The following is a 22,538-nucleotide window of genomic DNA, read 5'->3' as shown; positions in this document are numbered from 1 at the left end:
GCGATGCTCCTGCACCAAGCGCACAGCGCGCTCGCGGACCTCAGGTGAGAACTTGTTCGACTTGTTCATGGCTCCATCTTCTCAAGAGTTGGAGCCTCCTGAAAACCCGGGGCGCTTCACACGCACCTTTTCCTTGGCGCTGTTGGGCAAGAACTTGGCCGATACGGCCAGCGATGTGCCCACGGTGCCTGAGAGTTTGACCAGCCAGCTTTCCCGCTTCAAGCACTCAACAGCCTGTTGAAGTTGGGCGCGCGCCTGCGCATCGAGCACGCCTGCCCTCACCTTTGCGGGCTCGTGTTTCGAGGTGCGGTCAAGGTTCGTCACGGGCATGTCCTTCAAGCAAGACCTCAGCATAGGATCCAACGAGGCGCATCGAGCCCGGAAAACAAAAAAGCCTCGCGATGCGAGGCTTTTCCGGAGTGCTTGTCTTGCGACGCATGACTCAAACGCTTGTAGGTTGGCGGAGACGAAGGGATTCGAACCCTTGATGCGCTTTTGGCGCATACTCCCTTAGCAGGGGAGCACCTTCGGCCACTCGGTCACGTCTCCAACCTAAGCTCGTATTCTAATCAGAAAATCAGCTCTTTTCCTGAACCGGCACAACAGATTCTTCCAAATCGAAGGCCTTGTGCAGTGCGCGCACCGCCAGCTCCATGTACTTCTCGTCGATCACGACCGAAGTCTTGATCTCGCTGGTCGAAATCATCTGGATGTTGATGCCCTCTTCGCTCAGCGAACGGAACATCTTGCTGGCCACGCCCACATGGCTGCGCATGCCGATGCCGACGATCGACACCTTGCAGATCTTCGGATCGCCAATCACCTGCTCGGCACCGGTAGCCGGCTGAACCTTGCTCTTCAGCAGGTCCATCGTGCGCTGGTAGTCGTTGCGGTGAACGGTGAACGAGAAGTCGGTCTTGCCGTCGTGCGAGACGTTCTGGATAATCACGTCGACGTCGATGTTGGCTTCCGCCACATCACCCAGAATCTGGTACGCGATGCCGGGCTTGTCCGGCACGCCCATCACGGTGACCTTGGCTTCATCGCGGTTGAAGGCGATGCCCGAGACAACGGCTTGTTCCATTTTTTCGTCTTCCTCAAAAGTGATCAAGGTGCCCGACTTGGCTTCCTCGTCGATGTTGATGTCCCAGGGCGTGAAGCTCGACAGCACGCGCAGCGGCACGCGGTACTTGCCCGCAAATTCCACCGAACGGATCTGGAGCACCTTGGAACCGAGGCTGGCCATTTCCAGCATTTCCTCGAAGGTGATGGTGTGCAGGCGGCGCGCTTCCGGCACCACGCGCGGGTCGGTCGTGTAAACGCCGTCCACGTCGGTGTAGATCAGGCATTCCGCGGCCTTCATCGCGGCGGCAATCGCCACGGCGGAGGTGTCCGAGCCGCCACGGCCCAGGGTCGTGACATTGCCGTCATCGTCCTTGCCCTGGAAGCCCGTGATGACCACGACCTTGCCGGCAGCCAGATCGGCACGCACGCGGGCGTCGTCGATGCTCTGGATGCGGGCCTTGGTGTAGGACGAGTCCGTCTGGATAGGCACCTGCCAGCCGTTGTAGCTGACAGCTTCCATGCCTTCGGATTGCAGCGCCAGGGCCAGCAGGCCCACCGACACTTGCTCGCCCGTGCAGGCAATCATGTCGAGTTCGCGAAGCATCGCCGGCGTCTGGGTGGCTGGCGACAAGTCTTTCGCCAAGCCCAGCAGGCGGTTGGTTTCACCACTCATGGCCGAAGGAACGACGACCATCTGGTGCCCGGCGCGGGCCCACTTGGCGACGCGCTTGGCGACATTGCGAATGCGCTCGGTTGAGCCCATCGACGTGCCGCCGTATTTATGAACGATCAGTGCCATGGGTTTGCAAATTGGGTTGCAAAAAAGGATGCAGGAAAGCTGCGAGGCGAGCGCGGCCGTCAAGGCCACGCAAACCCCCTATTCTAACGTGGCCCGCAGCGCCATCCGGTTTCATCCGGGTCACGAATCGTGACTGGGACGCCACTCAAGGTGAACGCGAGGGCCGGAGGAGGCAGCTTGATAGCGGCCATCCACCCCCAGGCAGGGCACGAACAGCGTCACCCCGTCTAGAAGCCAGAGCGGCGTCTGGCGCTGCCACGCGGGCACACCCATGGCCTGATACTGCTTCTTCAAGGCCCGTGCGGTGCTGCGCGGCTGTAGCTGGAATTGCTCTCCGCCCTGGCGCCCCACCAAGGCGGCACGCTGCCAATCCTGCAGGCTGATGTCGCCTGTATCGCTCAAACACACCGTCAACTGGCCACCCCAATTCGAGCAGGTGTGGGTGCCCGGCTGGCGCCAATCGGGCTCATCACCAGCCGCGCCTGGTACTGCTGCCGAAGCCGCACTCAATAGCCCGCGGTAGGCACGTACCTCGGCCCCACCCGGCACGGGCCAGCGCCCCGCCCTGCCCGGCTGCGCCTCCACCATCAAGCGTTGAACCAAGGCTTCAGACACACCGCCCACCAGTTGCCGATGCAGCCAGGTCAGCAAGGCGGCGCGGCGCGTGGCGGGTGGCAAGGCTTGCCATGCGGACAGCGGCAACTCGGCGCCCGCACCGATTGCACTGAGAGCAGCCTCGCCGGCTTCTTGCTGAAGTTGCGCGGCCCAATGCGCCTGCCGCGCAACCGCGGCAAGTGACGCCTCAGCTTGCGGAAACGCAGCCAGCAGCGACGGCAGCACGCCGTGCCGCAAGCGGTTTCGGTCAAACCGGTGGTCGTCGTTGCTCGGGTCACTGATGTGGCTGAGTTGCCAGCGGCGCACATAGGCGTCAATCGCCGTGGACGGTTGCTCCAGCCATGGCCGGCACCACCACACGCCGTTCCGGAAAACCTCCCCCGGCATCGCGGCCAGACCCGCTGGCCCCGCGCCGCGCAAGGCCTGAAGCACCACGGTCTCGGCCTGGTCACGCTGGTGATGTGCCAGCAGCACATGGTTTGCGCCGGCAACCAAAGCCATCCGGGCCAACGCGGCATAGCGCTCAGACCTGGCCCAGGCCTCCACGCTTTCGCCCTTGGCGGGTTGCCCCTGCAGATGGGTCACGGCAAGGCGAACAGGCATCCCTGCCTTCGCCCAGCGCCGCACTTGCCGGGAAAGGTGCTCAACCCAGGCATCGGCCTGGGGCATCAAGCCGTGGTGCACATGCAAGGCCAGCACCTCTACCGGCTGGCCCATGCACTGCCGGGCAACGGCATGCAGCAGTGCGGTGGAATCGCGGCCACCACTGGTGGCCACGGCAATCACGGCATCAGCAGGCGTCAACGCACCGTGGTGTCGGTGAAGCGACCGTAGCCCTTGAGACGCTCATAGCGGCGGTTCAGCAGGTCTTCGGTCGACAGATCAGAGACCTGGCGCAGTGCGTCCACCAGGCCGCGCTTGAGCTGCGAAGCCATCTGCTTGGCGTCGCGGTGCGCGCCGCCCACAGGCTCGTTGATGATCTTGTCGATCAGGCCCAGGGCCTTCAGGCGATGCGCGGTGATGCCCAGCGCTTCGGCCGCATCGGGGGCGCGCTCGGCCGTCTTCCAGAGGATGGAGGCGCAGCCTTCCGGCGAGATCACGGAGTACACCGAGAACTGCAGCATCAGCAGCTGGTCAGCCACGCTGATGGCCAGCGCGCCGCCCGAGCCGCCTTCGCCGATGATGGTGGTCACGATGGGCACTTCCAGCTGCGCCATCTCGAAGATGTTGCGGCCGATGGCTTCCGATTGACCGCGCTCTTCCGCGCCCACACCGGGGTAAGCGCCAGGCGTGTCGACGAAGGTGAAGACCGGCAGGCCGAACTTCTCGGCCAGCTTCATCAGGCGCAGGGCCTTGCGGTAGCCCTCCGGGCGCGGCATGCCGAAGTTGCGCAGCGCGCGCTCCTTCGTGTCGCGGCCCTTCTGCTGGCCGATCACCATGCAGGCCTGGCCATTGAAACGCGCCAGGCCACCGACGATGGACAGGTCATCGGCGAAGGCACGGTCACCGTGCATCTCCTGGAAATCGGTGAAGATTTCGTTGACGTAGTCCAGCGTATACGGGCGCTGCGGGTGGCGGGCAATCTGGTTGACCTGCCACGGCGTGAGCTGCGTGTAGATCTCTTTCGTCAGCTGCACGCTCTTCTTGTCGAGCCGCTCGATCTCTTCCGAGATGTCCACGGCCGACTCGTTCTGCACATAGCGCAGCTCTTCGATCTTCGAATCCAGTTCGGCGATCGGTTGTTCAAAATCGAGGAAATGTCGCTTGCTCATGATTTGCGTCCTTAGGCGTATTTTCCCAGTTTCAGACTTCAACCGGAAGCGGGTCCAGGCTGCGCCACAAATACCAGGTGGCCACAGAGCGGAACGGGGCCCAGCCCTCGCCCAGCTCGCGGGCTTCCGCGCGTGAGACCGGCTCACCGCTGAAGTAACTTGTGCTGATGCCCTTGAGCAGCCCCAGATCATCCAGCGGCAGCACATTCGGCCGCATCAGGTAGAAGATCAGGAACATCTCGGCGGTCCAGCGCCCGATGCCACGAATGGCCACCAACTCGTCGATGATGGCCTCGTCGTCCATGTGCTGCCACTGCTTCACATGCACGGCGCCGTCTTCGAAGTGACGGGCCAGATCGGTGAGGTACTCGGCCTTGCGCGCTGACAGACCGGCTGCCCGCAGCGCCGACACTTCGAGGGCCAGCACGGACGCCGGCGCGATGCGACTGGCGGGGCCACCCACGGCGACCAGGAACTTGTCCCACACCGATTGCGCGGCCTTGACCGAAATCTGCTGGCCAACGATGGAGCGGGCCAAAGTGGTGAAGGCATCACCCCGGCTTTGCAGGCGGGCTTCGCCGAACTGCGGGATGAGCTTTTTCATCACGCGGTCGCGCTTGGCGAGGTGCCGGCACGCCTCATCCCAGTACTCAGGCGTGACACCTGCGGTGCTTGAGCGCCCCACGTCAGGCCTTCACCCAGGTGGTGCCCTGGGCTGAATCCTTGAGCATCACGCCCGCGGCGAGCAGCTCGTCACGGATGCGATCAGCTTCGGCGAAATTGCGTGCCGCCTTGGCCGCCTGGCGATCAGCGATGCGCGCCTGGATGCTGGCTTCGTCCAGGCCCGAGCCGGCTTGCAGGAACTGCTGCGGCACCTGCTGCAGCACGCCCAGCACAGCAGCCAAGCCCTTGAGCAGCGTGGCCGACTGAACGTCACCGGTGCGGTTCACTTCCGCAGCCAGCTCGAACAGCACCGCCATGGCGCCGGGCGTGTTGAAGTCGTCGTCCATCGCGGCCTTGAAGGCCTGCGCGGGTGCGGCGCTCCAGTCAACTTGGGCAACCTGGGGCAGGCTCAGCTTTTCCAGCGCGGTGTAGAGCCGGCGCAGCGCGCTGCGGGCGTCGTCGAGGTGGGCGTCGCTGAAGTTGAACGGGCTGCGATAGTGGGTGCGCAACATGAAGAAGCGCAGCGTCTCGCCGTCATAGTTCTTCAGCACATCGCGGATGGTGAAGAAGTTGCCCAGCGACTTCGACATCTTCTCGTTGTCGACGTTCAGGAAGCCGTTGTGCATCCAGACGTTGACGAACGGCTTGCCCGTGGCGCCTTCGCTCTGGGCGATCTCGTTTTCATGGTGCGGGAACTGCAGGTCCATGCCGCCGCCATGAATGTCGAAGTGCTCACCCAGCAACGCGCAGCTCATGGCCGAGCACTCGATGTGCCAGCCCGGGCGGCCCGAGCCGAATTCGCCGTCGTACTTGGCATCTGTCGGCTCTTCCGGCTTGGACGCCTTCCAGAGCACGAAGTCGAGCGGATCGGTCTTGCCGTCGGCCACGGCCACGCGCTCACCGGCGCGCAAATCATCGAGGGACTTGCCGCTGAGCTTGCCGTAGCCCTCGAACTTCCGCACCGCGTAGTTCACGTCGCCGTTGTCGGCGCGGTAGGCCAGGCCCTTTTGCTCCAGCGTGCTGATGAGCGAGAGCATCTCCGGCACGTATTCGGTGGCACGCGGCTCGTGGTCAGGCGACTGGATGCCGATGGCGGCAACGTCAGCGCGCATGGCGGCGATCATCTCGTCCGTCAGGGCGCGGATCGACATGCCGCGCTCTACCGCCCGGCGAATGATCTTGTCGTCGATGTCGGTGATGTTGCGCACGTAGGTCAGCGGATAGCCGCTGGCACGCAGCCACCGTTGCACCACGTCGAACGCCATCATCATGCGCGCGTGCCCCATGTGGCACAGGTCGTAGATGGTCATGCCGCACACGTACATGCGGACATTGGCAGGATCGATCGGAGCGAACGGCTCCACGCGACGGTTCAGCGTGTTGTAGATGCGCAGGGTCATCAAGCAGGAAATCGGGAAAGGCGGGTGAGGCGCCCGAACCGGCTCAAGCCGTGTCCAGGGCGGATCCGCTGGTAGAAAGCGCAACTCCGGCACCGCAACATCCATGCGGCAGCAGTGCGGTGGCCGGGGTCGTTAGAATCGTTTGAGTATAGCGAAGGAGTTTGCCGACGTGATCCCTGCCCACCCCACCATGACCCTGACCCGCACCCTGCGTGCCACCGCTGCGGCCGCCCTGCTGGCCGCCGTTGCGCTGCACCCTGCCCTGGCGCAGAAGGTGCGCCTGAGCACCAGCGCCGGCGACATCGTCGTCGAGCTCGACAAGGAAAAGTCGCCCCGCACGGTCGACAACTTCGTCCAGTATGTGAAGGCCGGCCACTATGACGGCACGATCTTCCACCGCGTGATCGACAACTTCATGATCCAGGGTGGCGGCATGAAGGCCGACATGACCGAGAAGCAGACGCGCGCACCCATCCCCCTGGAAAGCCGCAACGGCCTGCAGAACGTGCGCGGCACGATCGCGATGGCCCGCACGAACATCCCTGACTCGGCCACCTCGCAATTTTTCATCAACGTGAAGGACAACGCCTTCCTGGACGCCGGCCCCGGCAAAGACGGCTATGCCGTGTTTGGCAAGGTGGTCAGCGGCATGGAGGTCGTTGACCAGATCAAGGCGACACCCGTTGCCACCAAGGGCCCCCACCAGAACGTACCGGTGCAGCCCATCCTCATCAAAAAAGCCTCGCTGGAGAACTGAAAAAATGACCAAGACTGTTGAACTGACCACCAGCGCCGGTGTGATCCGCATCGAACTCGACGACGTGAAGGCGCCGATCTCGGTGGCGAACTTCCTGTCTTATGTGAACAAGGGCCACTATGACGGCACCGTGTTCCACCGCGTGATCAAGAACTTCATGATCCAGGGCGGCGGCATGACGGCCGACATGAGCCAGAAGCCGACCGACGCTGAAATCAAGAACGAAGCCAACAACGGCCTGAAGAACGACAAGTACACCCTGGCCATGGCGCGCACCAACGCGCCGCACTCGGCCACGGCGCAGTTCTTCATCAACACCAAGGACAACGGCTTCCTGAACCACACCGGCGAAAACGCGTCGGGCTGGGGCTACGCCGTGTTCGGCAAGGTGGTGGCTGGCACCGAGATCGTTGATGCCATCGAGAAGGTGCGCACGGGCCGCAAGGGCTTCCATGATGACGTGCCGGTCGACGCCGTGACCATCGAGAAGGCTGTCGAGATTGCCTGATCAGGCACCGACGGACGGCGCAGCCACGCTGCTGCGCCTGCCTGCGGGCATGCAACGTCTGGAGTTCATCTCTGACCTCCACCTGAGCCCCGAACTGCCGCGCACCTGCGCGGCTTTTTTCGCTTGGCTGGAGCAGAGTGACGCCGATGCCCTGTTCATCCTCGGCGATCTGTTCGAGGTATGGGTGGGCGACGATATGCTCAGCCAGGCCTTCGAGCAGGAGTGCGCCGCAAGGATGGCGCAGGCAGCCCGCCGGCGCCCGCTGCATGTGATGCATGGCAACCGCGACTTCCTGCTCGGCGACGCCTTCATGGCCGCCACAGGATGCGTCAGCCTGAATGACCCGACGCTGCTCGTCAGCGACTTCGGAAAGGTGCTGCTCACCCATGGCGACGCCTTGTGCACCGACGACACCGCCTACCAGGCGTTCCGGGCGCAGGTACGCACCCCGGCCTGGCAAACCGCCTGGTTGGCGCGGCCATTGCCCGAGCGCCTGATGATCGCGGCGCAGATGCGCGCCGCCAGCCAGGAGCACCAGCAAGGCCAGGCACCCGCCGACTGGGCCGACGTGAACCCCGTGCTGGCCCAGGCGTGGCTGGCGAAAGCGCAGTGCACGACCCTGCTGCACGGCCACACCCATCGCCCCTGCCATGAGCATCGCCCTGAAGGCTGGGAGCGACTGGTGCTGAGCGACTGGGACCTCGACCAGGCGCACAGCGTTGCGCCGCGCGGCGACGTGCTGAGCTGGTCGGCAGGCGGGTGGCAACGCCGCCCCTGCACGGCACCGGGCTGACCTGACCTGCATGGCCCTCATCGACTGGTTTGTGCGCTGGCGCGAGCGCCGGCAACTGGCGCGGCACGCCATTCCGGATGAACTCTGGGCCCTGGTGACCGGCGCCTACCCGTTCCTGATTTCAGACGCAGCCGACCCTGCTGCCAGCGCACTCCGCCGGCTCGTCAGCCTGTTCCTCGCCCGCAAGGAATTCATTGGCGCGCAGGGCCTGGTGGTGGACGACACCATGGCCGTGGTGATTGCCGCACAAGCCTGCCTGCCCATCCTGCACCGACCGGAAGGTTTGGCGGCCTACGACGGCTTCATCGGCATCGTGGTCCACCCCGACGAGGTGGTGGCCCGCCGCGAAGACATCGACGATGACGGCGTCGTGCATGAGTGGGACGAACACCTGACCGGCGAGGCCATGCAGGGCGGGCCGCTCATGCTGGCCTGGTCAGACGTGGCCCAGGCAGGCAGCCTGGCTGAAGAGGCTTACAACGTCGTGATCCACGAATTCGCGCACATCATCGACATGGCTGATGGCGAGGCGGATGGCGTTCCTCCGCTGCCAGGAACTGCCTCACGCGCGGCCTGGCTGGCCGTGATCGAGCCGGCCTTCGACGATTTCTGCCGCCGCGTGGACAACGGCGAAAGCACCGTGATTGACCCGTACGGGGCCGAGGCGCCTGAGGAGTTCTTTGCCGTGGCCTGCGAAGCATTTTTCACCGCGCCGCAAGCGATGCGTGCCGAGTTGCCTGCACTGTATGGCCTGCTCAGCGACTACTTCCGGCAGGATCCTGCGAGCGCAGGTCGAGGCTGACGCTGGATCCGCATTTTCCGATCACCCACGAAAAAAGGGGCGCTTGAAGCGCCCCTTTTGCTTGAGATGGGGCGGCTAGCTGCCGCCCTGCAGCCTCAAAGCGCCGCGGCTTCCGCCTTGGGCTTGTCGCCACTCTTGCCCGAGGGCTGGATGTCGAGCGTCGTGTTGCCGTCGGCATCCAGGTCCACCGTCAGGCGACCACCATCCACCAGGCGACCGAACAGCAGCTCGTCGGCCAGCGCACGACGGATCGTGTCCTGGATCAGACGCTGCATCGGGCGAGCGCCCATCAGCGGATCGAATCCCTTCTTGCCCAGGTGCTTGCGCAAGGTGTCGGTGAAGGTGACCTCGACCTTCTTCTCGGACAGCTGCTGCTCGAGTTGCAACAGGAACTTGTCCACCACCCGCAGGATGATGTCTTCATCCAGCGACCGGAAGTTCACGATGGCATCCAGGCGGTTGCGGAATTCCGGCGTGAACAGGCGCTTGATGTCACCCATTTCATCGCCCTGCTCACGCCGGGTGGTGAAGCCGATCGTCGACTTCTGCATGGTCTCGGCACCCGCGTTCGTCGTCATGATGATGATGACGTTGCGGAAGTCGGCCTTGCGCCCGTTGTTGTCGGTCAGCGTGCCGTGGTCCATCACCTGGAGCAGCACATTGAAGACGTCCGGATGGGCCTTCTCGATTTCGTCCAGCAGCAGCACGCAATGCGGCTTCTTGGTGACGGCCTCGGTCAGCAGACCACCCTGGTCGAAGCCCACATAGCCCGGGGGCGCGCCGATGAGGCGGCTCACGGCATGGCGCTCCATGTACTCCGACATGTCGAAGCGGATCAACTCGATGCCCAGGATGTATGCCAGTTGCTTGGCCACTTCCGTCTTGCCCACGCCCGTCGGGCCGCTGAACAGGAAGCCGCCGATCGGCTTGTCTGCCTTGCCCAGGCCGGATCGGGCCATCTTGATGGCTGCAGCCAGCACGTCAACGGCAGGATCCTGACCGAAGACAACCGCCTTCAGATCACGCTCCAGCGTCTTGAGCTTGCCCCGGTCGTCGCTCGACACGCTGGCCGGCGGGATGCGGGCAATCTTCGCCACGATGTCTTCGACCTCGTTGCGGGTGATGGTCTTCTTCTGCTTGCTCTTGGGCAGGATGCGCTGGGCAGCACCGGCCTCATCGATCACGTCGATGGCCTTGTCGGGCAGATGACGGTCATTGATGAACTTGGCTGACAGCTCGGCAGCCGCCTGCAGGGCACCCAATGCGTACTTCACGTTGTGGTGCTCTTCGAAGCGCGACTTCAGGCCCTTGAGGATTTCCACGGTCTGCTCGACCGAAGGCTCAGGCACGTCGACCTTCTGGAAGCGCCGCGACAGGGCCGCGTCCTTCTCGAAGATGCCACGGTACTCCTGGAACGTGGTCGCACCCAGGCACTTCATGGCGCCGCTCGACAGGGCCGGCTTGAGCAGATTGCTCGCGTCCAGGGTGCCGCCCGAGGCCGCACCGGCACCGATCAGCGTGTGGATCTCGTCGATGAACAGGATCGACTTCGGGCTTTCCTTCAGCTGCTTCAGCACGCCCTTGAGCCGTTGCTCGAAGTCACCGCGGTACTTGGTGCCTGCCAGCAGCGCACCCATGTCGAGCGCGAACACGGTGGCGTCGGCCAGCACTTCGGGCACGTCACCCTGGGTGATGCGCCATGCCAGGCCTTCCGCGATGGCGGTCTTGCCCACACCGGCCTCGCCAACCAGCAACGGGTTGTTCTTGCGACGGCGGCAGAGCACCTGGATGACGCGCTCGACTTCGTGATCGCGGCCGATCAGCGGGTCGATCTTGCCTTCCTTGGCCAGCACGTTCAGGTTGGAAGTGAACTGGTCGAGCGGCGAGCCCTTGGCGTCACCACCCTCTTCCTTCTCGCCCTCACCGGAGCCGCCACCACCACCTTCATTGCTGCCCTTGGCAGGCTCGGGTGGATCAGACTTCTTGATGCCGTGCGCGATGTAGTTCACGACGTCCAGGCGAGTCACGCCCTGCTGGTGCAGGTAATAGACCGCGTGGGAATCCTTTTCGCCGAAGATCGCGACCAGCACGTTGGCGCCGGTCACTTCCTTCTTGCCGCCGCCCGTGGACTGCACATGCATGATCGCGCGCTGGATCACGCGCTGGAAACCCAGCGTGGGCTGGGTGTCCACCTCTTCGGTGCCACCCACGGTGGGCGTGTTCTCGCGGATGAAGCCGGTCAGGCTCTTGCGCAAGTCGTCAATGTTCGCGGCACAGGCCCGCAACACTTCGGCGGCAGACGGGTTGTCCAGCAGGGCCAGCAACAGGTGCTCGACGGTGATGAACTCGTGACGCTGCTGGCGTGCCTCGACAAACGCCATGTGCAGACTGACTTCCAATTCCTGAGCAATCATGCGGCCTCCATAATGCATTGAAGCGGGTGTCCGGCACGTCGCGCCGCGGCGAGTACCAGTTCGACTTTAGTTGCGGCAACGTCCTTGCTGAAGACGCCGCAGACGGCTCGACCGTCGTGGTGGATCTTCAACATGATTTGGGTTGCTGCGTCGATATCAAGTCGAAAATATTCCTGCAGCACCATCACCACGAATTCCATCGGCGTGAAGTCGTCATTGAGCATCACAACCTGGTACATCCGGGGCGGCTTGGTGCGTGCAGCCTTGCGTTCAGCCACCACCGAACCTTGCCCGTTGTCAGGCTTGCTGATCACGGGTTGATCGGGTGGGGGCGTCGGTCGTTTCGAAGGCATGAATTCAGTATAGCCAGTTGGGATTCCCTGCACACTTGACGCCCATGGTGCCCCGGTTCAGACATGGGGCATGCTGCGAAAAGCGATCCCAAGGACCATGATTTGTACCGATTTTCGCTTTTGGAAAGTACCGCCCCATTTGTAGCATTGACACGGCAAAACACAGGAAACCAGAATACGCCTCATAAGCCGGATACCGGCATCAGGAGAGGACTGAAATGGAAATGATCGGCACTGTGAAGTGGTTCAATGACGCCAAGGGCTTCGGGTTCATCAACCCGGACAACGACGCAAGCGACGTCTTCGCGCACTTCTCGGCCATCCAGATGGACGGGTTCAAGACCTTGAAGGAAGGCGAACGCGTGAAGTTCGAGCTGGTGGAAGGCCCCAAGGGCAAGCTGGCACAGAACATCCGCACCGCTGATGTGGAGGTCTCCCGCGAAACAGAGAAGTAAGTGTGACGGGGTCTGTCATCCCCCGTGCAAAGCAAAAAGCCCGCAATTGCGGGCTTTTTGCTTTGGCGATGGGTTTTTTTCGTTTCGCCCTTTGCCTTTTGTCTTGCGCATCAGCACGCAAGCGCTGGCCCCACATCAAGCCTCACATCTGGTCGACCATCACCTGCCCGAACCCGGAGCACGACACCTGCACCGCCCCATCCATCAGGCGGGCGAAGTCATAGGTGACACGCTTGGTTTCGATGGCGGCCTCCAGCGAACGGAGGATCAAGTCAGCGGCTTCGGTCCAGCCCATGTGGCGCAACATCATCTCGGCTGACAGGATGCTGGAGCCCGGGTTGACATAGTCCTTGCCAGCATAGCGCGGCGCGGTGCCGTGGGTCGACTCGAAACAGGCCACTGAATCCGACATGTTGGCACCGGGCGCGATGCCGATGCCGCCGACCTGCGCTGCCAGTGCATCCGAGAGGTAGTCGCCATTCAGGTTCAGCGTGGCCACCACCGAGTACTCCGCCGGCCGCATCAGGATCTGCTGCAGGAACGCATCGGTGATCGCGTCCTTGATCACGATGTCCTTGCCGGTGCGCGGATGATTCAGGCGCATCCACGGCCCGCCGTCGATCGGCTCGGCGCCGAACTCACGCGCGGCCAGCGCATAGCCCCAGTCCCGGAAGCTGCCTTCCGTGAACTTCATGATGTTGCCCTTGTGGACGATCGTCACGTTCGGCTTGTCATGGTCGATGGCGTACTGGATGGCCTTGCGCACCAGGCGCTCGGTGCCTTCGCGCGACACCGGCTTGATGCCGATGCCCGACGTGTCCGGGAAGCGGATCTTGTTGGAGCCCAGCTCGTTCTGCAGGAAAGCGATCAGCTTGCGGGCCTGCTCACTGCCCGCGGCGTACTCGATGCCCGCGTAGATGTCTTCCGAGTTCTCGCGGAAGATCACCATGTTGGTCTTCTCGGGCTCCTTCAGGGGCGAAGGCACACCCTTGAAATACTGCACCGGCCGCAGGCACACGTACAGATCCAGCTCCTGGCGCAGCGTGACATTGAGTGAGCGGATGCCGCCGCCCACCGGCGTGGTCAGCGGCCCCTTGATGGACACGAGGTAGTTGCGCAGCACCTGCACGGTCTCGTCAGGCAACCAGACGTCGGGTCCGTAGAGGCGCGTGGCTTTCTCGCCGGCAAACACCTCCATCCACTGGATCTGCCGCTCACCGCGATAAGCCTTGGCGACCGCGGCATCCACCACCTTGATCATGACCGGCGTGACATCCACACCCACGCCGTCGCCCTCGATGTACGGAATGATGGGACGGGCCGGAACGTTGAGCGAAAAGTCAGCGTTGGCGGTGATCGGTTGACCACCTTCGGGCACATCGATGTGCTGGTACATGCAGTAGGACTCCAAGCGTCTGTCTGACGCGGTTCGCCGAAGCAGAAATTCTAGTTCAGCGTGGGAGTGCAACTGAGGCGTGACTCACCGCTCAAGCACCCGGGTCAGCTCAGGCAATAGTCGATCAGCTTGACCCACAGGCCATGCCCGAGCGCCCAGGCCGAAGCCCCCGCCAGCGCAGCGCCGGAAACACGCACCGCCAGGCTGACGATGCGCGCGTCCAGTTGCCGGCCGCGTCCGCCCAGGCGCAGCCACAAGGCCGGCGCCAACCCCAGCGCGATCGATGAGGCCAGCGCAAAGACGGCCATGACGGCCGCGCCGCCCCAGGGCCCATTGGCCAGAGCCGCCACCATCAAGGCCGATTGCAGCAGGCCGCAGGGCCATGCCCACCAGACGGCGCCCACCGCGGTGGCGCGGGTCGGGCCGTTCATGCGTTGCCAGCCGCCCTGCCCGCTGGCGCGCGGCGTTTGCCGGCCCAGCGATTCCAGCCATTCCGGTTGTCGCCCCTGCCACAACAGCCACAGCCCCAGCGCCAGGGCTGCCAGATGAGCCAGCGTCCAGAGTGGGCGCAGCGCGGGTGTCCAGGCGCCCAGCCAGGCCAGCGCACTCACGCTGGAAGCCACCACGGCACCTGCAGCCGTGTACCCCAGCAAGCGCCCGAGGTGAAAGCCCGCCCAGGCACCCGCCGGGCGCCCGCTGCCGCAAGCCGCCACGGCCGCCGCGCTGGGGCCACTGCACATGGCCACGCAATGCACGGAGCCAGCCAAGCCCATCAACAGGGCGCTCAAAAGCAAAGCGAAGTTCACCCTCAGATGATGCGCGAAAAACGCTCCCGAACACGGTCGGCCTGCAAATGCCGGTCAAAGCACATGGCGATGGCGCGCACGAAGAACCACCCCGCTGCCGTGATCTGGATAGCGCCCGGAGTCACCGTCACCAGACCCATGTCAACGTACGGCTGCAGCTGCGAGAGCTCATTGCGGAAGTACTCGTTGAAGCTGATCAGGTGCGCCAGCTCGATCGATTCGAACTCCAGCCGACCCTGGCACATCAGCGCCATGATCACGGCACGGCGAAGCAGGTCATCACGCGTCAATGCCAAGCCGCGCACCACGGCAAACTGGCCTTGGCGGATGGCGTCGTAATACTCGGGCAGCGTCTTCGCGTTCTGGCTGTAGGTGGCGCCCATGCGGCCGATCGACGACACGCCCAGCCCGATCAGATCGCAATCAGGCTGCGTGCTGTAGCCCTGGAAGTTGCGATGCAGCCGCCCTTGCCGCTTGGCCGCCGCCAGTGAATCGGTGGACAGCGCAAAGTGGTCCATGCCGATGTAGGTGTAGCCGTGGCCCAGGAAGCCACCGATGGCGCCCGACAGCATGCTGATGCGGTGCTCAGGGGGCGGCAGCTGGCTGCCATCAATGCGCCGCTGCGGCTTGAAGCGCGAGGGCAGATGCGCATAGGCATACAGCGCGATGCGGTCAGGCCGCCACTCGCCGATCTGGTTGATGGTGCGGGCGAAGGTCTCGGGCGTCTGCTTCGGCAGGCCGTAGATCAGATCGACATTGATCGACTCGAACCCCAGTTCGCGGGCGCACACCATCAGGCTCTGGATGCTCTCGGGCGACTGCACCCGGTGCACGGCCTTCTGCACCTCGGGGTCCAGGTCCTGCACGCCGAAACTCAAGCGATTGAAGCCGAGCTGCCGCAGGTGCGCCAGGCGTTGCGGGTCAGCGGTGCGCGGGTCGACCTCGATCGACACCTCGGCCCCCGGGGCGAGCCGGAAGCTCTTCTGCAGGAACGCCATCACCCGGCTGAGCTCGGCGTCACTCAGGAAGGTGGGCGAGCCACCACCGAAGTGCAGCTGCGACACGTTCTGCACGCCGCCCAGCGCCTGTGCATGCAGGGCCACTTCGGCCTCCAGCACATCGAGGTATTCGGTGGCGCGCTCATGGTGTTTGGTGATCACCTTGTTGCAGGCGCAGTAGTAGCACACCGATTCGCAGAACGGGATGTGCACATAGATGGACAGCGGCTTCTTGCCGCCCACCATGGCGCCCTCGGCCCGCTGGTGCAGAGCGCCCAGGTAATCGGCCGGACCAAACGCCTCCACGAAGCGATCAGCGGTCGGGTAAGAGGTGTAGCGCGGGCCCGGCACGTCGAAACGTTGCAGCAGGTCCACTGGCAGCGGCGTGGCCGCTTCAAGGATGTGATTTGCCATGGCCGTGATGGTGCCAAAGCACACTGCAGCGGCCTTGATCTGGCTCAAGGGTGCGGCGCGGCGCCCGTCCAAGAATGGCGCATCGATTGAGGAAGATCATGCTGCCCACCTGCTCCCCGCACGACCTGTCATGCCCTTCGGCCCCTGAGGCCGCGCACGCCATAATGAAAGCCATGACCACCGACACCCAGCGCGTGAAGGCCGACGCCTTCAAGGTCGCCTGCTCCAGCTGCAACTTGCGTGAACTGTGCCTGCCCGTCGGGCTGGCCAGCCCCGACCTGGAGAAGCTCGACAGCCTGGTGGCCAACCGCCGCACCGTGGCGCGCGGCGACACCCTCTTCCGCTCGGGCGACGAGTTCCAGTCTCTCTACGCCGTGCGCACCGGCTTCTTCAAGACCTGCGTGTCGTCCGAAGACGGGCGCGACCAGGTCACCGGCTTCCAGATGGCGGGCGAGTTGCTGGGCCTGGACGGCATCAGCAATGACCGCCACTCCTGCGACGCAGTGGCACTGGAAGACTCCCAGGTGTGCGTGATTCCGTACAGCCAGCTGGAAGAGCTGTCGCGCGAGTTCACCGACCTGCAGCACCAGTTCCACAAGATCATGAGCCGCGAGATCGTTCGCGACCACGGCGTGATGCTGCTGCTGGGCAGCATGCGCGCCGAGGAACGACTGGCTGCCTTCCTGCTGAACCTGACGCAGCGGCTGCAGGCCCGGGGGTTCTCGGCCTCTTCATTGATCCTGCGGATGACGCGCGAGGAAATCGGCAGCTACCTGGGCCTCAAGCTCGAAACGGTAAGCCGCACGTTCTCGAAGTTCCAGGAAGAGGGCCTGCTGGAGGTGAAGCAGCGCCAGATCCGCATCGTCGACCAGGCTGGCCTGCAGCAACTGGTGAACGGGGCTGGCGGCGCCTGCTGAACGCGGATTCCGGTGGGCTCCATCGGAGCCAACCCACCATGAACAAGGGCCGCATCGAGCGGCCCTTTTTTGTTTCAGCTCAGGCGCTGTGCCCGGGGCCGGTCAGCGGCTCGTCGAAGTGGTCAGCGGGCATGGTCAGCAGCAACTGCGACAAGGCCCCTGAGGTGGCGATCACGGCCCAGAAGACGAAGAACGAGACGCTGTAGACGGCCTTCGGCGACCACTCGATGGCAGCACCGCCAAACCACATCAGCGTGCCCGGATCAACCACCGAGAACACCAGCATTTCAAGCACCCCTGCCATCAGGAAAGCCGGCCAGAGGATGCCGACGGTGCGGACGCTGAACGGTGTCTTCGGGGTGCTCATGGTGTTCTCCTGAAGGACTAGGGCTTGGGCGTAGCGGCGTGGTTGCGGGCCTGCATGGCGGGTGTGTTGCCGTCGGCACCGTCCTTGATGTTGACGGTGACGCTCGGGTCGTCGCGGTCCAGTACCGGGTCAGCCCCGCGCACTGCGATGACCGCCGTGGTCAGGCTGGCACACACCACCACCACGGGCCCGCCCACCACCAGCCACATCATCGGATGGCGGAACCACGCCTTGCCACTTTGGGCCGGCGCAGCAGGGCTTGCAACAGGGGAAATCTCGGAGGTCGACATGCTGTGTTCCTGCGTCCGCTCAGCGCGGCACGATGAAGGTTGATTTTTCGCTCAGGGTGATGGCGGATGGCGCCCCCTCCCCTGGCACACGTTCGATCTGGAAATGGATCGGGTGGGCACCGGCGCCGGCCTGCTGGCTCGATTCATACGGCACCTGCACCGACACCGTGATCCACCGCGCCTCGGCCGGCAAGACCTCCACCACCTCAGGCACACCCACCAGCTTGATGCCGGTCAAGCCGTCGACATGGATGCGGTAGTGCTGCACGCGCTCGGCGGCGTTCATGATCTGCAGGCGGTAAACGTTCTCGATGCGCCCATCCTCCACCTGCCTGGCCAGCGAGGCGCGGTCACGCACCACGTCCACGCGGAAAGGATCACGCAGCGCAATGCTGGCCACGAAGGCACCGCAGATGATGGCGAGGATGGCCGTGTAGATCAGCACCCGCGGGCGCAGCACCCGCTTGAGGATCTGCTGTTTGTCGAGATGCTGGGACAGGCTGTTCTGGGTGGCGTAACGGATCAGGCCGGGTTGATAACCCATCTTGTCCATGATGCCGTCGCACACGTCAATGCAGGCGGCACAGCCGATGCACTCGTACTGCAGGCCCTTGCGGATGTCGATGCCGGTCGGGCAGACCTGCACGCACAGGCCGCAGTCGATGCACGAACCCAGACCCAGTTGCGCCGGGTCAGCCTTCTTGGAGCGCGGGCCACGCGGGTCGCCCCGCTCGCTGTCGTAGCTGATGATCAGGGTGTCGTGGTCGAACATCACGCTCTGGAAGCGCGCGTACGGGCACATGTACTTGCAGACCTGCTCACGCATGTAGCCGGCGTTGCCGTAGGTGGCAAAGCCGTAGAACAGCACCCAGAACCATTCCCACGGCCCGAAGCCGAGCGTCATCGCCTCGGCGGCCAGCGTCTTGATGGGCGTGAAGTAGCCAACGAAGGTGAAACCGGTCCAGAGGCCGAACAGGATCCAGACCGATTGCTTGGCCGTCTTGCGCCAGAGCTTCTCCAGCGTCCACGGGCCTTCGTCGAGGCGCATGCGCTGGGCGCGGTCGCCCTCGATGCGCTGCTCGAACCACATGTAGATCTCGGTGTACACCGTCTGCGGGCAGGCGAAGCCGCACCACAGGCGCCCTGCCACGGCCGTGAACAGGAACAGCGCGTACGCCGAGATCATCAGCAGACCCGACAGGTAGATCAGGTCTTGCGGGTAGAGCACCAGACCGAAGATGTAGAACCGGCGCGAAGCCAGGTCAAACAGCACGGCCTGGCGGTCGTTCCAGACCAGCCAAGGCAGGCCGTAGAACACCAGTTGGGTGATCCACACCAGGGCCCATCGCCAGGTGGCGAACAGGCCGGTGACGGCACGCGCGTAGATCTTCTTCTGTTTCTGATAGAGCGAGACCACGGTCCCGGACTTGTCCGCGTCGTCAGTGACGGCGGCGGCGTTGGATGCAGGCGTGGTCTCACTCATACAGATTCATCAGATCACTGCGCAGCGACCTTGGTGGCCTGGCTCAGGTTCCAGACATAGGCGGTCAGCACCTTCAGCTGCTCCGGCGTGAAGCGGTGGCCTTGCGGCGGCATCACGTTGGTCTTGCCGTTGTTGACCATGGCCACGATGGCGGGTTCACCCCAGCCGTGCAGCCAGACCTTGTCGGTCAGGTTCGGGGCGCCCATCAGCGGGTTGCCCTTGCCGTCTGCACCGTGGCAGGCCGCGCACGCCGCGAACTTGGCCTTGCCCAATTGGGCCGCGACCGAGTTGTGCGGGCTGTCCGACAGGCTCAGCACATAGTTGGCCACGTTGCGCACATCTTCCGAGGTGCCCACTGCAGCAGCCATCGGAGGCATGACGCCCTGGCGACCTTCCTTGATGGTCTTCTCGATGTACTCGGGGCCGGAGCCGCCCAGCCAGTCACTGTCGGCCAGGTTCGGGAAGCCCTTGCTGCCGCGTGCGTCAGCGCCGTGGCACTGGGCGCAGTTGTTAACGTAGAGGCGCTCACCGATGGCCATGGCCTGCGGGTTCTTGGCCATCTGCTCGGCGCTCAGGTTGGCGAAGCCGGCGTAGACGGGCGCCATGGCGGCCGCTGCCTTCTCGTTCTCACCCTTGAGCTGCCCCACAGCCGACCACTTCAAGGTGCCTTCGCTGGCACCCAGGCCCGGGTACAGCGACAGGTAGATCGCCGCGAACACGATGGTCAGGATGAACAAGCCCATCCACCAGCGCGGCAGCGGGTTGTTCATCTCCTTCAAGTCTTCGTCCCACACGTGGCCGGTGGTGTTGTCATCGGCCATCTTGACGCGCTTGCTGGCCACCGCCAGCACGAACACGCAGAAGGCCAGGCCGCCGATGACGATGCCCGCCACGAACAGCGACCAGCCATTGCTGAAAAAGTCACTCATGTCATTTACTCCTTGAGCGGGGGGCACCAGAAGGCGCAACCCGCCGTGTCTCATGGGCGATCGGAGGTTCCGACGGGCGCATCGTCGTCCAGGAACGGCACCTGGGCGGCGTCATCGAAGAAGTCCTTGCGCTTGCGGCTCCAGGTCCAGAGCATCAGCCCCAGAAAGAGCACCAGCGAAACCAGCGTCACGACGCTGCGCATCACGTTGATGTCGAAGTCCATCGAAAACTCCTGATCTCTCACTTGCGGGCCGTGCCCAGCACCTGCAGGTAGGCGATGACGGCTTCAATTTCCGTCTTGCCCTTCACCGCGTCGCCCGCCTGGGCGATCTCGTCGTCGGTGTAGGGCACGCCCACCATGCGCAGGGCCTTCATCTTGTCGCCCATGTCAGCCGGGTTCACCTGGTTGGCCAGCAGCCAGGGGTAAGCAGGCATGTTCGACTCGGGCACAACGTCACGCGGGTTGTTCAGGTGAACACGGTGCCATTCGTCAGAGTAGCGGCCGCCCACCCGGTGCAGGTCAGGGCCGGTGCGCTTGGAGCCCCACTGGAACGGGTGGTCGTAGACGAATTCACCAGCCACCGAGTACGGGCCGTAGCGCAGCGTTTCTGCACGGAACGGACGCACCATCTGCGAGTGGCAGCCGTAGCAGCCTTCGCGCACGTAGATGTCGCGGCCAGCCAGCTGCAGCGCGGTGTAGGGCTTGAGGCCTTCCACCGGTTGCGTCGTCGAGCGCTGGAAGAACAGGGGCACGATCTCGACCATGCCGCCGAAGGCGATCGTGATCAGGATCAGCACGATCATCAGGAAGTTGCTGGTCTCGATCCTCTCGTGACCACTGGGCTTGCGGTTGTCAGCCATGTTGTTTTACTCCTCGATCAGGCGTGAGCGACCACAGCAGGGATCGCCTGTTGCGTCGTCTTGCCGTTGACAATCGTCATGAACGTGTTCCAGCCCATGATCAACATGCCGCCCAGGTAGAGCGCGCCACCCAGCACACGGATCACGTAGAACGGATAGGTCGCCTTCACGCTTTCAACAAAGCTGTAGACCAGGGTGCCGTCCGGGTTCACCGCACGCCACATCAGACCCTGCATCACACCGGCAATCCACATCGCGGCGATGTAGAGCACGATGCCGATGGTGGCCACCCAGAAGTGCAGCTCGATGGCGCGGACGCTGAACATTTCCTTGCGGCCGAACATGCGCGGGATCAGGTAATACAGCGCGCCGATCGACACCATGCCCACCCAGCCCAGGGCGCCGGAGTGCACGTGGCCCACGGTCCAGTCGGTGTAGTGCGACAGGGCATTCACCGTCTTGATGGACATCATCGGACCCTCGAAGGTCGACATGCCGTAGAACGACAGCGAGACGATCAGGAACTTCAGGATCGGGTCGTCACGCAGCTTGTGCCAGGCACCCGACAAGGTCATGATGCCGTTGATCATGCCGCCCCAGCTCGGCGCCAGCAGCACCAGCGAGAACACCATGCCCACGCTCTGTGCCCAGTCAGGCAGCGCGGTGTAGTGCAGGTGGTGGGGGCCCGCCCACATGTAGGTGAAGATCAGGGCCCAGAAGTGGACGATCGACAGGCGATACGAGTACACCGGACGCTCGGCCTGCTTGGGGATGTAGTAGTACATGATCCCCAGGAAGCCGGCGGTCAGGAAGAAGCCCACCGCGTTGTGGCCGTACCACCACTGCACCATCGCGTCTTGCACGCCGGCGTACACCGAGTAGCTCTTGGTCAGGCTGACCGGCACAGCCGCGCTGTTGACGATGTGCAGCAGGGCCACGGCCAGGATGAAGGCACCGAAGAACCAGTTGGCCACGTAGATATGGCGGATCTTGCGGGTACCGATCGTGCCGAAGAACACGACGGCGTAAGACACCCAGGTGACGGCGATCAGCAGGTCAATCGGCCATTCCAGCTCGGCGTATTCCTTGCCCGAGGTGTAGCCCAGCGGCAGCGTGATGACCGCCGCGATGATCACCAGGTTCCAGCCAATGAAGGTGAACCAGGCCAGGGCCGGCGCGAACAGGCGCGTCTGGCAGGTGCGTTGCACCACGTGATAGCTGGTGGCGAACAGCACGCAGCCGCCAAAAGCAAAGATCACCGCGTTCGTGTGCAGCGGGCGCAGACGACCATAGGTGAGGTACGGGATGCCGAAATTCAGCTCGGGCCATGCCAGTTGGGAAGCAATGATCACCCCCACCAACATGCCGACGATGCCGTACACCACTGCCGCTACTGCGAACAGGCGTACGACGCTGTCGTGATAGGCCGGTTGTGCCGGCGCGGAACTACTTGCCATCGAAGGCCTCCTTCTTCTTGGAACTTGCTAACTGGGATTGTTCGGGAACCAACACCGCCGCTGATTGATCGACGTCAACGGCGTCACCCGGTTGTTGCAGAATTCGCTCACCTTCCCGCTCGAGATCGTCGAACTGGCCCCGGTTCAGGGCCCAGCCGAAGACGCCGATGATCATCAAGACCAGCACGGCTGAAAGCGGGATAAGCAGATAAAGAATGTCCAT

At 63.8% G+C, this 22,538-nt stretch carries 25 protein-coding genes and 1 tRNA gene; 6 read left to right on the top strand and 20 right to left on the bottom strand.

The features are described 5' to 3' along the window. Window positions 1-81 precede the first annotated feature (81 nt). From AACH00_RS07515 to cysS, 7 genes are all read right to left on the bottom strand, one after another. Window positions 82-324, bottom strand: a complete 243-nt coding sequence (locus AACH00_RS07515) for a hypothetical protein (protein WP_341398458.1) — start codon at window positions 322-324, stop codon at window positions 82-84. 134 nt (window positions 325-458) lie between these two features. Beyond that, window positions 459-549, bottom strand: a tRNA-Ser gene (locus AACH00_RS07510). 28 nt (window positions 550-577) lie between these two features. After that, a complete protein-coding gene (locus AACH00_RS07505) occupies window positions 578-1,864 on the bottom strand; it encodes an aspartate kinase (RefSeq protein ID WP_341398457.1) in 1,287 nt (428 codons plus the stop codon). Window positions 1,865-1,984: 120 nt separating this feature from the next. Continuing rightward, entirely contained in the window at window positions 1,985-3,283 is a 1,299-nt protein-coding gene (gene tilS, locus AACH00_RS07500; RefSeq protein WP_341398455.1) for a tRNA lysidine(34) synthetase TilS, read from the bottom strand. Further along, entirely contained in the window at window positions 3,280-4,251 is a 972-nt protein-coding gene (locus AACH00_RS07495) for an acetyl-CoA carboxylase carboxyltransferase subunit alpha (RefSeq protein WP_341398454.1), read from the bottom strand. Before AACH00_RS07495 ends, tilS begins: the two co-directional genes overlap by 4 nt. Before the next feature lie 31 nt (window positions 4,252-4,282). Then, window positions 4,283-4,936 carry a DNA-3-methyladenine glycosylase family protein gene (locus tag AACH00_RS07490; protein ID WP_341398453.1) on the bottom strand — a complete coding sequence of 218 codons (654 nt, stop codon included), beginning with the start codon at window positions 4,934-4,936 and terminating at the stop codon, window positions 4,283-4,285. Window position 4,937: 1 nt separating this feature from the next. Continuing rightward, complete coding sequence (gene cysS, locus AACH00_RS07485; RefSeq protein ID WP_341398452.1) at window positions 4,938-6,314, bottom strand: cysteine--tRNA ligase; 1,377 nt, start codon at window positions 6,312-6,314, stop codon at window positions 4,938-4,940. A gap of 190 nt (window positions 6,315-6,504) precedes the next feature. On the opposite strand from cysS, the gene AACH00_RS07480 reads away from it, so the two are divergent. Genes AACH00_RS07480 through AACH00_RS07465 form a run of 4 tightly spaced genes read left to right on the top strand, consistent with a single transcriptional unit; the run spans window position 6,505 to window position 9,174 of the window. Beyond that, window positions 6,505-7,071, top strand: a complete 567-nt coding sequence (locus AACH00_RS07480; protein WP_341398475.1) for a peptidylprolyl isomerase — start codon at window positions 6,505-6,507, stop codon at window positions 7,069-7,071. Window positions 7,072-7,075: 4 nt separating this feature from the next. Continuing rightward, window positions 7,076-7,579, top strand: coding sequence for a peptidylprolyl isomerase (locus tag AACH00_RS07475; RefSeq protein WP_341398451.1), 504 nt, complete (start codon window positions 7,076-7,078; stop codon window positions 7,577-7,579). Beyond that, window positions 7,572-8,372, top strand: coding sequence for a UDP-2,3-diacylglucosamine diphosphatase (locus AACH00_RS07470; RefSeq protein WP_341398450.1), 801 nt, complete (start codon window positions 7,572-7,574; stop codon window positions 8,370-8,372). The genes AACH00_RS07475 and AACH00_RS07470 overlap by 8 nt, the downstream gene beginning before the upstream one ends. 10 nt (window positions 8,373-8,382) lie before the next feature. Next, on the top strand, window positions 8,383-9,174 hold the full coding sequence (locus tag AACH00_RS07465; RefSeq protein WP_341398449.1) for a M90 family metallopeptidase: 792 nt from the start codon (window positions 8,383-8,385) through the stop codon (window positions 9,172-9,174). 95 nt (window positions 9,175-9,269) lie between these two features. Here AACH00_RS07465 and clpA read toward each other — a convergent pair whose 3' ends face one another. Further along, window positions 9,270-11,588, bottom strand: a complete 2,319-nt coding sequence (clpA, locus tag AACH00_RS07460) for an ATP-dependent Clp protease ATP-binding subunit ClpA (RefSeq protein ID WP_341398448.1) — start codon at window positions 11,586-11,588, stop codon at window positions 9,270-9,272. Then, window positions 11,585-11,941 (bottom strand): ATP-dependent Clp protease adapter ClpS, encoded by a 357-nt coding sequence (clpS, locus tag AACH00_RS07455; RefSeq protein ID WP_341398447.1) that lies wholly within the window; start codon window positions 11,939-11,941, stop codon window positions 11,585-11,587. Before clpS ends, clpA begins: the two co-directional genes overlap by 4 nt. Window positions 11,942-12,159: 218 nt before the next feature. On the opposite strand from clpS, the gene AACH00_RS07450 reads away from it, so the two are divergent. Then, entirely contained in the window at window positions 12,160-12,396 is a 237-nt protein-coding gene (locus AACH00_RS07450; RefSeq protein ID WP_423221908.1) for a cold-shock protein, read from the top strand. A 142-nt stretch (window positions 12,397-12,538) separates the two neighbouring features. On the opposite strand, the gene icd is transcribed toward AACH00_RS07450, so the two are convergent. The 3 genes from icd to hemN all read right to left on the bottom strand — a co-directional run bounded on the left by icd (window position 12,539) and on the right by hemN (window position 16,010). Further along, window positions 12,539-13,792, bottom strand: coding sequence for an NADP-dependent isocitrate dehydrogenase (gene icd, locus AACH00_RS07445; RefSeq protein WP_341398446.1), 1,254 nt, complete (start codon window positions 13,790-13,792; stop codon window positions 12,539-12,541). A gap of 104 nt (window positions 13,793-13,896) precedes the next feature. Next, window positions 13,897-14,598: a sulfite exporter TauE/SafE family protein gene (locus tag AACH00_RS07440; protein ID WP_341398445.1), complete on the bottom strand. Its 702-nt coding sequence runs from the start codon at window positions 14,596-14,598 to the stop codon at window positions 13,897-13,899. Window positions 14,599-14,600: 2 nt separating this feature from the next. Further along, complete coding sequence (gene hemN, locus AACH00_RS07435) at window positions 14,601-16,010, bottom strand: oxygen-independent coproporphyrinogen III oxidase (protein ID WP_341398444.1); 1,410 nt, start codon at window positions 16,008-16,010, stop codon at window positions 14,601-14,603. Between the two features lie 173 nt (window positions 16,011-16,183). Between hemN and fnr the strand changes: the two genes are divergently transcribed. Further along, complete coding sequence (fnr, locus tag AACH00_RS07430; protein WP_341398443.1) at window positions 16,184-16,927, top strand: fumarate/nitrate reduction transcriptional regulator Fnr; 744 nt, start codon at window positions 16,184-16,186, stop codon at window positions 16,925-16,927. 79 nt (window positions 16,928-17,006) lie between these two features. On the opposite strand, the gene AACH00_RS07425 is transcribed toward fnr, so the two are convergent. From AACH00_RS07425 to ccoS, 8 genes are read right to left on the bottom strand one after another with little or no spacing between them, the layout of a single operon-like run. Continuing rightward, entirely contained in the window at window positions 17,007-17,294 is a 288-nt protein-coding gene (locus AACH00_RS07425) for a hypothetical protein (protein ID WP_341398442.1), read from the bottom strand. Window positions 17,295-17,311: 17 nt separating this feature from the next. Then, window positions 17,312-17,584, bottom strand: coding sequence for a nitrogen fixation protein FixH (locus AACH00_RS07420; RefSeq protein WP_341398441.1), 273 nt, complete (start codon window positions 17,582-17,584; stop codon window positions 17,312-17,314). A 19-nt stretch (window positions 17,585-17,603) separates the two neighbouring features. Then, entirely contained in the window at window positions 17,604-19,067 is a 1,464-nt protein-coding gene (gene ccoG, locus AACH00_RS07415) for a cytochrome c oxidase accessory protein CcoG (protein ID WP_341398440.1), read from the bottom strand. 14 nt (window positions 19,068-19,081) lie between these two features. Beyond that, window positions 19,082-19,996 (bottom strand): cytochrome-c oxidase, cbb3-type subunit III, encoded by a 915-nt coding sequence (gene ccoP / locus AACH00_RS07410; protein ID WP_341398439.1) that lies wholly within the window; start codon window positions 19,994-19,996, stop codon window positions 19,082-19,084. Between the two features lie 50 nt (window positions 19,997-20,046). Then, the gene (locus AACH00_RS07405) at window positions 20,047-20,220 is read right to left on the bottom strand and encodes a cbb3-type cytochrome oxidase subunit 3 (RefSeq protein WP_341398438.1); all 174 of its coding nucleotides are present in this window, start codon (window positions 20,218-20,220) and stop codon (window positions 20,047-20,049) included. 17 nt (window positions 20,221-20,237) lie between these two features. Continuing rightward, window positions 20,238-20,858, bottom strand: coding sequence for a cytochrome-c oxidase, cbb3-type subunit II (gene ccoO / locus AACH00_RS07400; protein ID WP_341398437.1), 621 nt, complete (start codon window positions 20,856-20,858; stop codon window positions 20,238-20,240). A 17-nt stretch (window positions 20,859-20,875) separates the two neighbouring features. Then, a complete protein-coding gene (ccoN, locus tag AACH00_RS07395) occupies window positions 20,876-22,315 on the bottom strand; it encodes a cytochrome-c oxidase, cbb3-type subunit I (protein ID WP_341398436.1) in 1,440 nt (479 codons plus the stop codon). Beyond that, window positions 22,305-22,538 (bottom strand): cbb3-type cytochrome oxidase assembly protein CcoS, encoded by a 234-nt coding sequence (ccoS, locus tag AACH00_RS07390; protein WP_341398435.1) that lies wholly within the window; start codon window positions 22,536-22,538, stop codon window positions 22,305-22,307. Before ccoS ends, ccoN begins: the two co-directional genes overlap by 11 nt.

This window comes from Ideonella margarita, from assembly GCF_038066635.1.
In the GTDB taxonomy this organism is placed as follows: Bacteria; Pseudomonadota; Gammaproteobacteria; order Burkholderiales; family Burkholderiaceae_C; genus Ideonella; species Ideonella margarita.
The sequence above is the reverse complement of the archived record's forward strand: the minus strand, read 5'-3'. Positions and strand labels throughout refer to the sequence as shown.

Bases quoted from the DNA above. Each gene is read 5' to 3' on its own strand.
- AACH00_RS07505 (WP_341398457.1), bottom strand. From the start codon at position 1,864: ATGGCACTGATCGTTCATAAATACGGCGGCACGTCGATGGGCTCAACC.
- AACH00_RS07495 (WP_341398454.1), bottom strand. From the start codon at position 4,251: ATGAGCAAGCGACATTTCCTCGATTTTGAACAACCGATCGCCGAACTG.
- cysS (WP_341398452.1), bottom strand. From the start codon at position 6,314: ATGACCCTGCGCATCTACAACACGCTGAACCGTCGCGTGGAGCCGTTC.
- AACH00_RS07480 (WP_341398475.1), top strand. From the start codon at position 6,505: ATGACCCTGACCCGCACCCTGCGTGCCACCGCTGCGGCCGCCCTGCTG.
- AACH00_RS07475 (WP_341398451.1), top strand. From the start codon at position 7,076: ATGACCAAGACTGTTGAACTGACCACCAGCGCCGGTGTGATCCGCATC.
- AACH00_RS07465 (WP_341398449.1), top strand. From the start codon at position 8,383: ATGGCCCTCATCGACTGGTTTGTGCGCTGGCGCGAGCGCCGGCAACTG.
- clpA (WP_341398448.1), bottom strand. From the start codon at position 11,588: ATGATTGCTCAGGAATTGGAAGTCAGTCTGCACATGGCGTTTGTCGAG.
- clpS (WP_341398447.1), bottom strand. From the start codon at position 11,941: ATGCCTTCGAAACGACCGACGCCCCCACCCGATCAACCCGTGATCAGC.
- AACH00_RS07450 (WP_423221908.1), top strand. From the start codon at position 12,160: ATGGAAATGATCGGCACTGTGAAGTGGTTCAATGACGCCAAGGGCTTC.
- icd (WP_341398446.1), bottom strand. From the start codon at position 13,792: ATGTACCAGCACATCGATGTGCCCGAAGGTGGTCAACCGATCACCGCC.
- hemN (WP_341398444.1), bottom strand. From the start codon at position 16,010: ATGGCAAATCACATCCTTGAAGCGGCCACGCCGCTGCCAGTGGACCTG.
- fnr (WP_341398443.1), top strand. From the start codon at position 16,184: ATGACCACCGACACCCAGCGCGTGAAGGCCGACGCCTTCAAGGTCGCC.
- AACH00_RS07425 (WP_341398442.1), bottom strand. From the start codon at position 17,294: ATGAGCACCCCGAAGACACCGTTCAGCGTCCGCACCGTCGGCATCCTC.
- AACH00_RS07420 (WP_341398441.1), bottom strand. From the start codon at position 17,584: ATGTCGACCTCCGAGATTTCCCCTGTTGCAAGCCCTGCTGCGCCGGCC.
- ccoG (WP_341398440.1), bottom strand. From the start codon at position 19,067: ATGAGTGAGACCACGCCTGCATCCAACGCCGCCGCCGTCACTGACGAC.
- ccoP (WP_341398439.1), bottom strand. From the start codon at position 19,996: ATGAGTGACTTTTTCAGCAATGGCTGGTCGCTGTTCGTGGCGGGCATC.
- AACH00_RS07405 (WP_341398438.1), bottom strand. From the start codon at position 20,220: ATGGACTTCGACATCAACGTGATGCGCAGCGTCGTGACGCTGGTTTCG.
- ccoO (WP_341398437.1), bottom strand. From the start codon at position 20,858: ATGGCTGACAACCGCAAGCCCAGTGGTCACGAGAGGATCGAGACCAGC.
- ccoN (WP_341398436.1), bottom strand. From the start codon at position 22,315: ATGGCAAGTAGTTCCGCGCCGGCACAACCGGCCTATCACGACAGCGTC.
- ccoS (WP_341398435.1), bottom strand. From the start codon at position 22,538: ATGGACATTCTTTATCTGCTTATCCCGCTTTCAGCCGTGCTGGTCTTG.